Raw genomic sequence first — 13,410 nt, 5'->3', positions numbered from 1 at the left:
CGCGCGCTCGGGGCGGTCATGACGACTCCTGCGGGACGTACTCGCTGGGCGGTTCCCAGTCGGCCGGCGGCCGCACCCGGACCTGCTCGATCCGGTGCTTCTCGACCGACGTGACGGTGAACTCCCAGCCGTCGTGCGCGACGCTCTCGCCGGCCACCGGGATGTGCCCGAGCTGCGCCATGACGAATCCGGCGAGCGTCTCGTACGGCCCGTCGGGCAGCCGGAAGCCGCACTGCTCGTACAGCTCGTCGGCGCGCAGCACGCCGGGCACCAGCTTCGCCGGGTCGACACCGGGTGCGGTGATCTCCAGCGTCTGCGCCGACAGCGACTCCTCCTCCGGCCGGTCGTACTCGTCCTCGATGTCGCCGACGAGCTCCTCGACCAGGTCCTCCAGGCTCACCACGCCGTCGGTCCCGCCGTACTCGTCGACCACGATGGCGAGGTCGCGGCCGCCCTGCCGCAGCGCCTCGAGCACCTTGTCCAGCCGCAGGCTCTCCGGTACGAACACCGGCTCGCGCGCGTACCGGCGCACCAGCGTGGCCCGGCGCTGGTCCGGCGGTACCGCGAGCACGTCGGAGATGACGGCGACCCCGACGATCGAGTCGAGCGTGTCGACGTACACCGGGAAGCGGCTGCGGCCGGACTCGTTCGCGAGCGCCAGCATGTCGGTGACGGTGGATTCGGCCGGCAGCGCCACCACGTCCACCCGCGGCGTCATCGCCTCCGCGGCCCGCTTGTCGCCGAACCGGATCGTCCGCTGGACCAGCATCGCGGTCTCCCGCGGCAGCGCACCGGCCCGCGCCGACATCGCGGCGAGCAGCCCCAGTTCCTCCGCCGACCGGGCGCTCGCCAGCTCCTCCTGCGGCTGCACCCCGAACCGGCGCACCACCGCGTTGGCGGAGCCGTTCAGGATCCGGATCAGCCAGCCGAAGACGGCCGAGAAGCCGCGCAGGATCGGGGTCACCGCCCGGACCGCGCCCATCGGCTTGGCCAGCGTGGCGTTCTTCGGGATCAGCTCGCCGAACAGCATCGAGAACAGCGTCGCGATCACCAGCGCCAGAACCGCGGCCACGTTCGCCGCGACCTCGCCGCCCAGCCCGTCGAACAGCGGCCGCAGCAGCTTCGCCAGCGCCGGCTGGGCCAGATAGCCGGTCAGCAGCGCGGACAGCGTGACGCCCAGCTGGGCGCCGGACAGCTGGAAGGACAGCCGCCGGAACGCGGCGAGTACCTGCCGGGCCCGGCGGTCGCCGGCCGACGCCTGCCGCTCGATGGTGGCCCGGTCGGCGGTCACCAGCGCGTACTCGGCGACCACGAAGAAGGCGTTCGCCCCGGTCAGCAGCACGAATGCGGCCAGCGGTAGCACCGTCGACAGCGCGATCACCCGTCCGAGTCGACGCGCGCGCTGGCCACCTGGTTCGCGGTCGAGCCGTCGACCCGGAACAACCGCAGGTGGTACTCGCCGGTGGGGAACGGCATGGTGAAGTGCCCGACGTACCGGCAGCCGGAGAGTGTCGCCGGTTGCCGCACCACGATCGCCTTGCCGGCGGCCATCGACTCGCTGCCGACCGGTTCGACCTTCCCTCCGACGACCCGGGCGGAGGTTGCCCCGAACGTCACCGCGTACGTGCCCGCCCGGCCGGTGGCCGCCCAGTACACCGGGTTGCCCTTCTTGACGTGGCCGACCGAGCCGGTGATCTTGGGGGTGCCGCACTGCGCCTTCGGCGGCCAGGTGCCGTGCCGGGCGGCGAGCGCCACGGCGCCGACGAACACCACCACGATCAGCACCGCCAGCAGCACCCGCGGCTGGTACCAGATGGGCGGCTTGTGCCGCTGCCAGATCGGCTGCTCCGCCGCGTCCGGCTGTTCGGAGGGCTCGTCGTCGGCGGGCCGCCGGGGGTCGTCGCGCAGCACCGGATGCTTCCCGTTGGCCTGGCCGGTCTCGGCCGGGGCGGGCTCGGCCGACGATCGACCCGGACCAGGTCGATCGTCACCGCCGGCTGCGTGCTCCACGAGGTGCAGGCTACGCCGTGTCGGGCCGGTAACCGCACCAGGCCGCTCGCGTGACAGCCGCTTCGGGACCGTTTCGGTACGCAGCTCGATCGCCCTGATCGGTCGCAAATCGCAGCCTTGGGGAGATACGCACTGTTGACCCGGAACGCCGGTCTGTGCCGGAAAGTTTCAATCACGGCACCACCTACCACGACGCCGCGTTCGCGGCGAACTACAACGGCGCGTACCAGGCGGGCGTCATCCGCGGCGCCTACCACGATCTGGCAGTACGCCGAACGGGCGGTGCGGCTCCCGAACCGGGAACCACACCGCCCGTTCTGATGCGCACTACTTGCCCAGCGAGCGGAGCAGCACCGTGGCGACGTCGAGCACCTCGACGTCGTCCTCGGCGTCCACCCCGTCCGGCTTGGTGGCGTTCACCCCGTCGGAGATCATCGTCATGCAGAACGGGCAGGCCACCGCGATGGTCTTCGCCCCGGTCGAGCGGGCCTCCTCGACCCGCTCCACGTTGATCCGCTTGCCGATCCGCTCTTCCATCCACATCCGGGCACCGCCGGCGCCGCAGCAGAACGACCGCTCCGCGAACCGCGGCATCTCGGTCAGCCCGCTCGCCGCGCCATCGCCGGCCGGGCCGCCGTTCCCCGCGGCCGCGCCGTTCCCGGCCGGGCCGCCGTGCCCGCTCGCCGCGCCGGCCGCGGCGCCGATCAGCTCCCGCGGCGGTTCGAAGATCCGGTTGTGGCGGCCCAAGTAGCACGGGTCGTGGTAGGTCACGCCGCCCTCGATCGGGCTCACCGGGGTCAGCTTCCCGGCGGACACCAGGTCGGCCAGCAGCTGGGTGTGGTGCACCACCGAGTACTCGCCGCCAAGCTGCTCGTACTCCCGGGCCAGCGTGTTGAAGCAGTGCGCGCAGGACGCGACGATCCTGCGCCGCCCCTTGTCCCGGCCCTCGAACGCCTCGTTCAGCGTCTCGACGTTCTGCTGGGCGAGCATCTGGAACACGAACTCGTTGCCCATCCGGCGGGCCGGATCACCGGTGCAGGTCTCGCCCTCGCCGAGGATGGCGAACTTGACGCCCGCCTCGTGCAGCAGCGTGGCGACCGACTTCGCGGTCTTCTTCGCCCGGTCGTCGAACGCCCCGGCGCAGCCCACCCAGTACAGGTACTCGAAGTCCGTGGCCTCGTCGCTGCCCACCCGCGGGATCTCGAAGTCGAGCGACTTCGTCCAGTCCTCCCGGGTGTTGGGGTTGGCGCCCCACGGGTTGCCCTTGTTCTCCAGGTTGCGCAGCATCACGCCGGCCTCGGTCGGGAAGCTCGACTCGATGAGCACCTGGTACCGGCGCATGTCGACGATGTGGTCGACGTGCTCGATGTCCACCGGGCACTGCTCGACGCAGGCGCCGCAGGTGGTGCAGGACCACAGCACGTCCGGGTCGATCACGCCGCCCTCGTCGGGGCCGCCGATCAGCGGGCGGTCCGCTTCGGCGAGCGCCAGCGCGTCGACGCCGGCGAGCTGCTCCTGGCTCGCCTTCTCCTCGCCGGTGGCGTCCTTGCCGCCGCCGGCCAGCAGGTACGGCGCCTTCGCGTGCGCGTGGTCGCGCAGCGACAGCACCAGCAGCTTCGGCGAGAGCGGCTTGCCGGTGTTCCACGCCGGGCACTGCGACTGGCACCGGCCGCACTCGGTACAGGTGGTGAAGTCGAGCAGCCCCTTCCAGCTGAACTGCTCGACCTGCGCCACCCCGAACGGATCCTTCTCCGGGTCGGCTTCCTCGAAGTCGAGCGGCTTGCCGTCGGCGTCCGTCATCGGCTTCAGCGGGCCGAGCGCGAGCGCACCGCCGGAGTTGCGCTTGAAGAAGATGTTGAAGAACGCGAGGAACCGGTGCCAGGCGACGCCCATCGTCAGGTTCAGCCCGATGACGATGAACCACACCCAGGACACCAGCAGCTTGACCAGCGCGCAGATCGTGACCAGGTTCAGCGCGGTGCCGGTGGGCATGCCGGTGAAGATCGAGCCGAACGCGTGCGACAGCGGCGTCGCCCAGGTCGGGTACGGGAAGTCGCCGGCGGCGATCTTGAAGGTGCGGATGGCGAAGATCGACGCGCAGATCGCGAAGATCGTCCACTCCACGTAGTACGCCTGCCAGGCGGTGGAGCCGAGGAACCTCGACCGGCTGCGCCGGCGCGGCAGGTTCACCTGGCGAATGATGATCAGCACGATGATCGAGATCCAGCACAGGCCGGCGATCAGCTCCATGAGCAGGCCGTACACCGCCCAGTGACCGATCACCGGCCACTCGAACCGCGGGTTGGACACCTCGCCGAACGCCTCGACGATGGTGAACAGCAGCGCGCCGAACGCGACCATCACGAACCAGTGCGCGACGCCGACCCGGGTCCACTTGAGCATCCGGGTGTGGCCGAGGATCTCGCGCAGCATCGTCGCGGTGCGTTGACCCTTGGCGACGAACCGGCTCGGGTCGCTCGCGCCGACCCGGAACAGGCGGACGAAGTACCGGCCGGCACGGACCGCCATGACGACGGCGCCGGCGAACACCAGCCAGGCCACCACGGTGGCGACGATCTGGAGCGCGTGCATGGTCCGCGTTCCTCCCGGGTTGCGGGTGTGGGCTGCCGACAGCTTATTACTCGCCGGTAGCAGCGGTGGTCCGGCCCGTGGTGGAACCGGTTCGTCCGGCCGTGCCGTCTCGTCCGGGAACGCCGCTGATGGGCACCGACCGACGCTCACACCCTACGTGTTGAGCGGCCCTACCTGCCGTTCCACATTCACGCGTACGGAACGTGTTTGCGTGACCGCCCTCGGTGGTATGGCGTTACCAGTAAAGGCGCGTACGGGACGTCGGCGACAGCCGTCCCGGCGACGCCTCGAACACCGGCGGCCGGTCGGCCCGTGCCGACGCGGCCCGAGGAGGTACCCGCAGCTATGCGCAGTCCGTACACGCTGGATTCTCCGCCGCCGCGCCAGCCACCGGCGGCGGTCGTCGAGGTGACGGCGTGGGTCCTCGCCGCCGACATCTGGCACGGGCACCAGCCGGACAGCCTGCTCGGTACCGAGTGCGCCGAATGTCATGGTTCGTGGCCGTGCCCGAGCTGGGAGGTCGCCGACTCGATCCTCGCCGACGTCTGCCCGCCGGGTACGACGCCGCGACGAGCCGCCGACACCCGGACGGGCGGCCGGGTACCGCGGTCGGCGGGGTCGCCACTGCGTCCCGCCAACGAACCCGCGGCCGCGGCGAACGCGGCCACCCCGGCGAGCTCCGCCCTCGCGTCCGCGCTCGCGCCGCCGGCCGTCGAGGCCGAGAGTGCCGCGGATCCCGCCGAGCTGCCGGCCCAGGGCACCGGGCGGCACGCCGTCGCCGCGGACCGGCCGTCGTTCGCGCAGCGAGCGGGCGGCCTCGTACCGGCGACCCGCGCCGGTACGCCGCCCCGGGGCCGACGCCGCCGCGCCGAGCCGGCGGACGGCGCCGAGGTACCGATCGAGCGGTCGGCCGAACGGCTGGTCGGCCACCGCGCCCGCGCCACCCAGGAACTGCCGGTGCTCGGCAACCTGCCGCGGGCGCTCCGCGCCGCGAGGGACGCCGGCCGGCACTGACCCGCCGTACCGGCGTGGGGTGCGCCACGGCCGCCGGCGTGCATTGCGCCACCCTCGAGGGGGAATGCGGACCCGGGGTGCTGCGTTGTGTGACCATGAAGGTTGCGTGAGACAGGCTCAACCCGAGTTGACGATCGATGTGGGGTCGCGTCAACATTGAGTCAAGCGCACTCAACTTCGCCACATGGCAGCACAAGACGGCCACCTGGCATCAGTATCGGAGGAAGCAAACATGGCACGTGCGGTCGGCATCGACCTCGGCACCACCAACTCTGTGGTCAGCGTCCTGGAGGGTGGCGAGCCCACCGTCATCGCGAACGCCGAAGGCGCGCGCACCACGCCGTCGATCGTCGCGTTCGCCAAGAACGGCGAGGTCCTCGTCGGTGAGGTCGCGAAGCGGCAGGCGATCACCAACCCGGACCGGACGGTCCGATCGGTCAAGCGCCACATGGGCACCGACTGGTCGATCGACATCGACGACAAGAAGTACACGTCGCAGGAGATCAGCGCCCGGACCCTGCAGAAGTTGAAGCGGGACGCCGAGGCCTACCTGGGCGAGCAGGTCACCGACGCGGTGATCACCGTCCCGGCGTACTTCGAGGACGCGCAGCGCACCGCGACGAAGGAGGCCGGCGAGATCGCCGGTTTCAACGTCCTGCGCATCATCAACGAGCCCACCGCGGCCGCCCTGGCGTACGGGCTGGACAAGGGCGACGCGGAGGAGACCGTGCTGGTCTTCGACCTCGGCGGCGGCACGTTCGACGTCTCGCTGCTGGAGATCGGCGACGGCGTGATCCAGGTCCTCGCGACCAACGGTGACAACCACCTCGGCGGCGACGACTGGGACGAGCGCATCATCAAGCACCTGGTGCAGACGTTCCAGGGGCAGCACGGCGTCGACCTCGGCAAGGACAAGATGGCCCTGCAGCGCCTCAAGGAGGCCGCGGAGAAGGCCAAGATCGAGCTGTCCGCCACCACGAACACCACGATCAACCTGCCGTACATCACAGCCGGCCCGGACGGCCCGCTGCACATGGACATCTCGCTGTCCCGCAGCGAGTTCCAGCGCCTCACCCAGGACCTCCTGGACCGCACCAAGGCCCCGTTCGAGCAGGCGGTGCGCGACGCCGGCATCAAGGTGTCCGACATCGACGACGTCATCCTGGTCGGCGGCTCGACCCGGATGCCCGCGGTGAACGAGGTCGTCAAGGAGCTGGTCGGCAAGGACGCGCACAAGGGCGTCAACCCGGACGAGGTCGTCTCGGTCGGTGCCGCGCTGCAGGCCGGCGTGCTCAAGGGCGAGGTCAAGGACGTCCTGCTGGTCGACGTGACCCCGCTGTCGCTGGGCATCGAGACCAAGGGTGGCGTGTTCACCAAGCTGATCGAGCGCAACACCAAGATCCCGGTGAAGCGGTCCGAGGTGTTCACCACCGCCGACGACAACCAGCCGTCCGTGCTCATCCAGGTGTTCCAGGGCGAGCGCGAGATCGCCGCGTACAACAAGAAGCTCGGCACCTTCGAGCTGACCGGGCTGCCGCCGGCGCCGCGGGGCGTGCCGAAGATCGAGGTGTCCTTCGACATCGACGAGAACGGCATCGTCAACGTGTCCGCCAAGGACGAGGCGACCGGCAAGGCGCAGTCGATGACCATCTCCGGCGGCTCCTCGCTGCCGAAGGAGGACATCGAGCGGATGATGCGCGAGGCCCAGGACCACGCCGAGGAGGACAAGAAGCGGCGCGAGGAGGCGGAGACCCGCAACCTCGCCGAGGGCCTGCAGTTCCAGACCGAGAAGTTCCTCGCGGAGAACGGCGAGAAGATCCCGGCCGACAAGAAGTCCGAGATGGAGGAGGCGCTGGGCGAGCTGCGTGGCGCGCTCGGCGGCCAGGACATCGAGTCCATCAAGACGGCGCAGGAGAAGCTCGCGAAGGTCTCCCAGGAGGCCGGTGCCGCGATGTACGCGGCGTCCCAGGCCGCCGGTGAGGGTGCCTCGGCCGGTGCCGAGGGTGCCGCGGGTGCCGGCGCCACCGGCGACGCCGGTGCGCAGGCCGGTTCCGCCGCGGGCGGCAAGGACGACGTCGTCGACGCCGAGATCGTGGACGAGGACGACAAGAAGTGACGGAGCGAAAGCCAACCGACGCAGGAAAGGTGCCCCCGGCCACCGGGGGCACCGGCCCGCGCGAGGACGAGGAGCAGGAGGAGCGGATAGTCGTGCGCGACCGGCGCCGCATCGACCCGAACGGCACAGCGCCCCGCGGCGGTACGGACACGGCCGCCCCGGAGTCGGCCCCGGCCGACCAGCCAGCCGGGACGGCAGAGCCGAGCGAGGCCGGTACGCCGGAGACGACCGCCGCGCCCGATGCCGGTGAGGTGGAGAAGTTGAGTGCCGAGCTCGCCGAGCGCACCGCCGACCTGAAGCGGGTCGTCGCGGAGTACGCGAACTACCGGCGGCGGGTCGAGCGGGACCGCAACGTGGCCGCCGAGCAGGCGACCGGCGCGGTGCTCGCGTCGCTGCTGCCGGTGCTGGACGACCTCGACCGGGCCCGCGAGCACGGCGACCTGGTCGGCCCGTTCGGTGCGGTCGCCGACCAGCTGACGTCGGTGCTGACCAAGGCGGGCCTCACGCCGTACGGCGAGGCCGGCGATCCGTTCGACCCGATGCACCACGAGGCCGTGGCGCACTCGCTGTCGCCGGACGTCACCGAGCCGACCTGCGTGATGGTGATGCGCCGCGGCTACCGGCACGGCGAGCGGATGCTGCGGCCGGCCATGGTCGCGGTCGCCGACCCGGACCCGGACGCGAAGCCGGCCGAGTCGGCCACGCCGGCCGAGCCGGCCACCGAGCCGGCCGCCTCGGCCGACGCCGGTGAGCAGAAGAAGGGCACGGACGGGCCGAGCACGGACGGGTCGGAGAGCTGACCGGTTCGATGCGTGGACAGGTGGAAGGGGGGCTGCTGCGGTGAGCCAACAGGACTGGCTGGAGAAGGACTACTACAAGGTCCTCGGTGTGCCGAAGGATGCGCCGGCGAGCGACATCAAGAAGGCCTTCCGCAAGCTGGCTCGGGAGCTGCACCCCGACCACAACCCCGGTGACGACGCCGCCCGCGAGCGGTTCAAGGACGTCTCCGAGGCCTACTCCGTGCTCTCCGATGACAAGAAGCGCAAGGAGTACGACGAGACCAGGTCGCTGTTCGGCAGCGGCCTGGGCGGCCGGATGCCGGGCGGGGCGGCGGGCGGCGGCGGCATGCCGTTCGACCTGTCCGACCTGATCGGCAACGCGCAGAGCCGGGCCGGTGGCTTCACCGACCTGTTCGGTTCGCTGTTCGGCGGTGGGCGGCACAACGCGCCGCCGACCGACCGGGTCGGCCGGGACATCGAGGCGGAGGTGTCGGTCGGGTTCACCGACGCGGTGCTCGGCACGACGCTGCCGCTGTCGTTGCGGTCGCCGGGCGTCTGCGACCTGTGCCATGGCACCGGCGCCAAGCCGGGCACCTCGCCGCGCACCTGCCCGACCTGTCATGGCTCGGGGCTGACGTCCAGCAACCAGGGCGCGTTCAGCTTCTCCGAGCCGTGCAAGGACTGCTCCGGTACCGGCTCGGTGGTGGACGAGAAGTGCCCCGAGTGCCGCGGCACCGGCGGGGTCACGAAGACCCGCACGATGTCGGTCCGGCTGCCGGCCGGTGTGTCCGACGGGCAGCGGATCCGGGTGCGCGGCAAGGGCGAGCCGGGTGGCCGCGGCGGTCCGGCCGGCGATCTGTACGTGCTGGTGCACGTCACGCCGGACGACCTGTTCGGCCGCAGCGGCAAGAACATCACGCTGACCGTCCCGGTCACGTTCGCCGAGGCGGCGCTCGGTACGGACCTGCGAGTGCCCACAGTGGACGGTGTGGTCACCGTCCGGGTCCCGCCGGGTACGCCGAGCGGCCGGGTCCTGCGCGTCCGGGGCAAGGGTGTGCCGGCGAAGACCGGTGCCGGCGACCTGCTGGTGACGATCGACGTGTCGGTACCGCCGGAGCTGTCCGAGCGGGCCCGCAAGGCGCTGGCCGAGTTCGCCGCGGAGACGCCGGCCGCACCGCGCGACCGGATCGACGCCCGGGTCCACCGGCAGGAGCACTGAGGAGGTCGGCATGGCCACGGAGTTCTTCGTCAACATCGAGTCGACGTCGGATGCGAAGGTCATCGTCATCTCCGTCGCGGCTCGGATGGCCGGCATGCACCCGCAGACGCTCCGGCAGTACGACCGGCTCGGGTTGGTGCAGCCGGGCCGCACCGCGGGCGGCGGCCGACGCTACAGCGCGCGGGACGTGGCTCTGCTGCGCGAGATCCAGCGACTGTCCCAGGAGGAGGGGGTCAACCTCGCCGGGATCAAGCGGATCATCGAGCTGGAGCAGGCCACCCGGTTGATGCAGTCCCGGGTCGCCGAGCTGGAGGAGCAGCTGCTGGAGGCGCGCCGTCAGCTGGCCGAGCTGCACGCCATGACCCCGTCGTACGGGCGGGATCTGGTGCCGACCCAGGAGACGGCGCTGGTCGTCTGGCGCCCGCGCAACTCCCAGCAGCGGCGCCGCGACCGCTGATCGAAAACACCCGAAAGCACCGGCACACGGCCGGGGGACGACACGTCCCCCGGCCGTGTCCGTGTGTGTGGGCGGGAGTGTCGCACGTCCGAGTGGTCGGTATCGGGGAAACGTCGAAGAACGGGGTCAGCCCGGTGCTGCTGGGTAGCGTCGGTGACCGGAGCCGCCTTCGTGGTGGTGGCGGCGGCCGGCCGGTCGCCGCGGATCGCAACGAGAGGGACAACGGGTCATGGGGATGAAGGACAAGTTCGACGACATGAAGGACAAGGCCAAGGACATGCTCGGCGACCACCCGGATCAGGCCGAGCAGGGCATGGACAAGGCCCGTGACATGGCGAGCGAGAAGACCGGCGGGAAGTACGACGACAAGCTGGACAGCGCCGCCGAAAAGGGCAAGGACTACATGGGCAACAGGGGCGACGACCACTGACGCCCTTCCGGGTCGAGAACGTCGGTCCTGGCCGCACCCATCGGTGCGGCCAGGACCTTTTTCGTCCGGCGGGTGGCCCGGGCCCTGGTGGCCGGCAACCCCGGCTCCCGGTGGCCGGCGCCCGCCACTGGTGGCCGGCAACCCAGGCTTTGCCGGCCGGCAACCCTGGGATTCCCCGGGTTTCGGCCGCCCGGGCTGGGCGGGCCGATACCGGCGGGGCACCATGGAGTCCGACCGGTGAAGGGGGAAGGCCAGTGAGTTTGTGGGACAAGTTCGACGAGTTCGCCGATCGGGCCACCGAGCTGGCTGACAAGGCCACCGACCGGGCCCGCGGGCTCGCGGCCGAGCACAACGACAAGATCGACGCGAAGCTGGACCGGGCGGCCGGCTTCATCGACGAGAAGACCGGCGGGAAGTACTCCGACAAGATCGGCACCGGTGTCGTCCGGGCCAAGGACAGCCTGGACCGGTTCGCCGAGCAGCAGCCCGCGCGTCCAGGGCAGGGCGAGACCGGCCAGGGTGCTGCCGGCCAGGGCCAGACCGGGCACGGCGAGGCCGGGCACGGCGCCTCCGGCGACGCGTCCGGGCAGGGCGCGTCCGGGCCGGGCGCCGCCGGCGACGCGGCCGGTCAGGGCTGAGCGGCTCCCGGCCGGGCCGGGACGGACGCAGACCGCGCCGCGGTGGTGTCAGTGCACGTCGTCGCGCTCGGCGGTGGCCTCGTCGAGTTCGGTCGCCTCGACCACCGCCGGCTCGTCCGGTGGGGCCTGGCCCGGTGGTCCGGCTCCGGCCCGCCCGTTCGCGGCGTGATGCGGCTCGGGGGTGTCCGGCACTGTCCGCGGTTCGGGCAGCATGGCGGCCTGCTCCTCCGGTCCGATCAGATCGTCGACGTCGATCGGCGCGCCGGCCGGGAGCGGCGTGGCGACCACCTTGACCCGCCGGCGCGGCCGGCCGATGTCGGTGAGCCGGGCCAGCAACGGCCCGACCACCACGGTGATCATCACGTACGCGGTGGCCAGCGGCCCGATCTGTTTCTCGATCCCGGCCGCCACCGCCAGCCCGGCGATGACGATCGAGAACTCTCCCCGTGGCGTCAGCGCGAGCCCGGCCCGCCAACGCCCGCGGGGTGCGATGCCGGCGCGTTTCGCGGCGAGGTAGCCGGTCGCCACCTTCGTACCCATCGTCACCACGGCCAACCCGACCGCTGGCAGCAGCACCGACGGGATCGACCGCGGGTCGGTGTGCAGGCCGAAGAAGACGAAGAACACCGCGGCGAACAGGTCACGCAGCGGGCTGAGCAGCTGGCTGGCGTGCTCGGCGACCTCGCCGGACAGTGCGATGCCGACCAGGAAGGCGCCGACCGCGGACGACACCTTCAGGCCCTGTGCCACGCCCGCGACGAGCAGCGTCAGGCCGAGCACGCCGAGCAGGAAGGACTCGGCGTTCTTGGCCGAGACGAGCGCCGAGATGAAGCCGCCGTACCGGATGGCGACGACGAGTACGGCGGTGATGGTGAGGACGGCGATGCCCAACGTCAGGCCGCCCATCAGCAGGCCCGATCCGGCCAGCACCGCGGTCAGGATCGGCAGGTAGAGCGCCATCGCCAGGTCCTCGGTGACCAGCACCGACAGCACCGTCGGCGTCTCCCGGTTGCCGAGCCGGCCGAGATCGGTGAGTACCTTCGCGATCACGCCGGACGAGGAGACCCAGGTGATGCCGGCGAGGACCACGGCGGCGACCGGACCCCAACCGAGGATCAGCGCGAGCGCGGCACCCGGTACCGCGTTGAACACCGCGTCGATCAGGCCGGACGGCGCGTGCCGCTTCAGGTTGCCGACCAGCTCCTCCGGCGAGTACTCGAGGCCGAGCATCACCAGCAGCAGGACGACACCGATCTCCGAGCCGGCCTCGGTGAACTCCTGGCTGGCGGACAGCGGCAGCAGCCCACCGTGGCCGAAGGCCAGCCCGGCGAGCAGGTACAGCGGGATCGGGGTGAGGCCGATGCGACGGGCGACGCGGCCGAGCAGGGCGAGGCCGAACAGCAGCGCGCCGATTTCGGTGAGGAGTGCCGCAGTGTCCACCGGCTACCCCGTCTGCCCGTGCGCGATGATGTCGGCCACCCCGTCGACGCCCTCCCGGGTACCGACGACGACCATCAGGTCGCCGCCGGCCAGCCGGAAGTCCGGCGTGGGCGAGGCGAGCGCCTCGCCGTGTCGCAGTACGGCGACGATCGAGGCGCCGGTACGCGTGCGGGCCTGGGTGTCGCCCATCGGCCGGCCGGCGAACGGCGAGCCGGCCCGCACCGGGATCTGCTCGATCACCAGTGTGCCGGCGACCTGGTCGTGCAGCCCGGCGAGCTGGCTGAGCACCCGGGATGCGTCCAGGATCACCGCGAGCGCATCGGCCTCGTCGTCGGTCAGCGGCACGGTGTCGCTGCTTTCGTCGGGATCCTCCGGGTCGTACACGATCAGGTCGCGCTGGCCCGATCGGTGGGTGATGACCCCGATCCGACGACCGGACGTGGTGGCTAGGTCGTGCCGTACGCCGATGCCTGGTAGCACGGCCTTCTCGACCCGTACCCGCACGGTGTTCACCGCCTTGTGTTCCTCTGACTTTGCCGGAGTGGCAACCCTACAAGGTCAGGGTGAGTGCCTCGTTCGTGCTCGATCTTCCCGATCGCAACGGCGGCGAGCCGTTCTCCCGTCGGCGGGGTGCCGGTCCGGTGCGCCGACCATGCCGGGGGCGACGAGCCCCGTGCCGTCCGGCATGCGGACGGCACGGGGTGATCGACCGGGC

General features: G+C 71.5%; 11 protein-coding genes and 1 pseudogene. 7 read left to right on the top strand and 5 right to left on the bottom strand.

All coding sequences use genetic code 11. The features are described from left to right. Window positions 1-16: 16 nt before the first annotated feature. From Asera_RS04785 to Asera_RS04775, 3 genes are all read right to left on the bottom strand, one after another. Complete coding sequence (locus Asera_RS04785; protein ID WP_244843740.1) at window positions 17-1,381, bottom strand: hemolysin family protein; 1,365 nt, start codon at window positions 1,379-1,381, stop codon at window positions 17-19. Then, window positions 1,378-2,010, bottom strand: coding sequence for a hypothetical protein (locus Asera_RS04780; protein ID WP_030449224.1), 633 nt, complete (start codon window positions 2,008-2,010; stop codon window positions 1,378-1,380). The genes Asera_RS04785 and Asera_RS04780 overlap by 4 nt, the downstream gene beginning before the upstream one ends. A gap of 327 nt (window positions 2,011-2,337) precedes the next feature. Continuing rightward, window positions 2,338-4,602: a (Fe-S)-binding protein gene (locus Asera_RS04775; RefSeq protein WP_030449223.1), complete on the bottom strand. Its 2,265-nt coding sequence runs from the start codon at window positions 4,600-4,602 to the stop codon at window positions 2,338-2,340. A gap of 345 nt (window positions 4,603-4,947) precedes the next feature. Here Asera_RS04775 and Asera_RS04770 point away from each other — a divergent pair, with 345 nt between their 5' ends. The 7 genes from Asera_RS04770 to Asera_RS04740 all read left to right on the top strand — a co-directional run bounded on the left by Asera_RS04770 (window position 4,948) and on the right by Asera_RS04740 (window position 11,255). Further along, window positions 4,948-5,616 (top strand): hypothetical protein, encoded by a 669-nt coding sequence (locus tag Asera_RS04770; protein ID WP_030449222.1) that lies wholly within the window; start codon window positions 4,948-4,950, stop codon window positions 5,614-5,616. A gap of 232 nt (window positions 5,617-5,848) precedes the next feature. Next, on the top strand, window positions 5,849-7,732 hold the full coding sequence (gene dnaK / locus Asera_RS04765) for a molecular chaperone DnaK (protein ID WP_030449221.1): 1,884 nt from the start codon (window positions 5,849-5,851) through the stop codon (window positions 7,730-7,732). A gap of 29 nt (window positions 7,733-7,761) precedes the next feature. Then, the gene (gene grpE, locus Asera_RS04760; protein WP_051802929.1) at window positions 7,762-8,532 is read left to right on the top strand and encodes a nucleotide exchange factor GrpE; all 771 of its coding nucleotides are present in this window, start codon (window positions 7,762-7,764) and stop codon (window positions 8,530-8,532) included. 40 nt (window positions 8,533-8,572) lie between these two features. Continuing rightward, on the top strand, window positions 8,573-9,730 hold the full coding sequence (gene dnaJ, locus Asera_RS04755; protein ID WP_030449219.1) for a molecular chaperone DnaJ: 1,158 nt from the start codon (window positions 8,573-8,575) through the stop codon (window positions 9,728-9,730). Between the two features lie 10 nt (window positions 9,731-9,740). Continuing rightward, window positions 9,741-10,187: a heat shock protein transcriptional repressor HspR gene (locus Asera_RS04750; RefSeq protein ID WP_030449218.1), complete on the top strand. Its 447-nt coding sequence runs from the start codon at window positions 9,741-9,743 to the stop codon at window positions 10,185-10,187. Window positions 10,188-10,416: 229 nt separating this feature from the next. Further along, window positions 10,417-10,617, top strand: coding sequence for an antitoxin (locus Asera_RS04745; RefSeq protein WP_030449217.1), 201 nt, complete (start codon window positions 10,417-10,419; stop codon window positions 10,615-10,617). A 254-nt stretch (window positions 10,618-10,871) separates the two neighbouring features. Next, window positions 10,872-11,255, top strand: coding sequence for an antitoxin (locus tag Asera_RS04740; RefSeq protein WP_211255773.1), 384 nt, complete (start codon window positions 10,872-10,874; stop codon window positions 11,253-11,255). 261 nt (window positions 11,256-11,516) lie between these two features. On the opposite strand, the pseudogene Asera_RS04735 reads toward Asera_RS04740, so the two are convergent. Both Asera_RS04735 and Asera_RS04730 read right to left on the bottom strand, forming a co-directional pair. Then, window positions 11,517-12,695, bottom strand: a pseudogene (locus Asera_RS04735) (cation:proton antiporter); the annotation flags it as partial. A 3-nt stretch (window positions 12,696-12,698) separates the two neighbouring features. Further along, window positions 12,699-13,199 (bottom strand): cation:proton antiporter regulatory subunit, encoded by a 501-nt coding sequence (locus Asera_RS04730; protein ID WP_030449214.1) that lies wholly within the window; start codon window positions 13,197-13,199, stop codon window positions 12,699-12,701. Between the last annotated feature and the right edge of the window lie 211 nt (window positions 13,200-13,410).

This window comes from Actinocatenispora sera, from assembly GCF_018324685.1.
Classification (GTDB): Bacteria; Actinomycetota; Actinomycetes; order Mycobacteriales; family Micromonosporaceae; genus Actinocatenispora; species Actinocatenispora sera.
Note: the sequence above shows the minus strand (reverse complement) of the source record. Positions and strands in the feature narration are given on the sequence as shown.

Coding starts and splice junctions, on each gene's coding strand:
- Asera_RS04770 (WP_030449222.1), top strand. CDS start 4,948: ATGCGCAGTCCGTACACGCTGGATTCTCCGCCGCCGCGCCAGCCACCG.
- Asera_RS04750 (WP_030449218.1), top strand. CDS start 9,741: ATGGCCACGGAGTTCTTCGTCAACATCGAGTCGACGTCGGATGCGAAG.
- dnaK (WP_030449221.1), top strand. CDS start 5,849: ATGGCACGTGCGGTCGGCATCGACCTCGGCACCACCAACTCTGTGGTC.
- Asera_RS04745 (WP_030449217.1), top strand. CDS start 10,417: ATGGGGATGAAGGACAAGTTCGACGACATGAAGGACAAGGCCAAGGAC.
- Asera_RS04775 (WP_030449223.1), bottom strand. CDS start 4,602: ATGCACGCGCTCCAGATCGTCGCCACCGTGGTGGCCTGGCTGGTGTTC.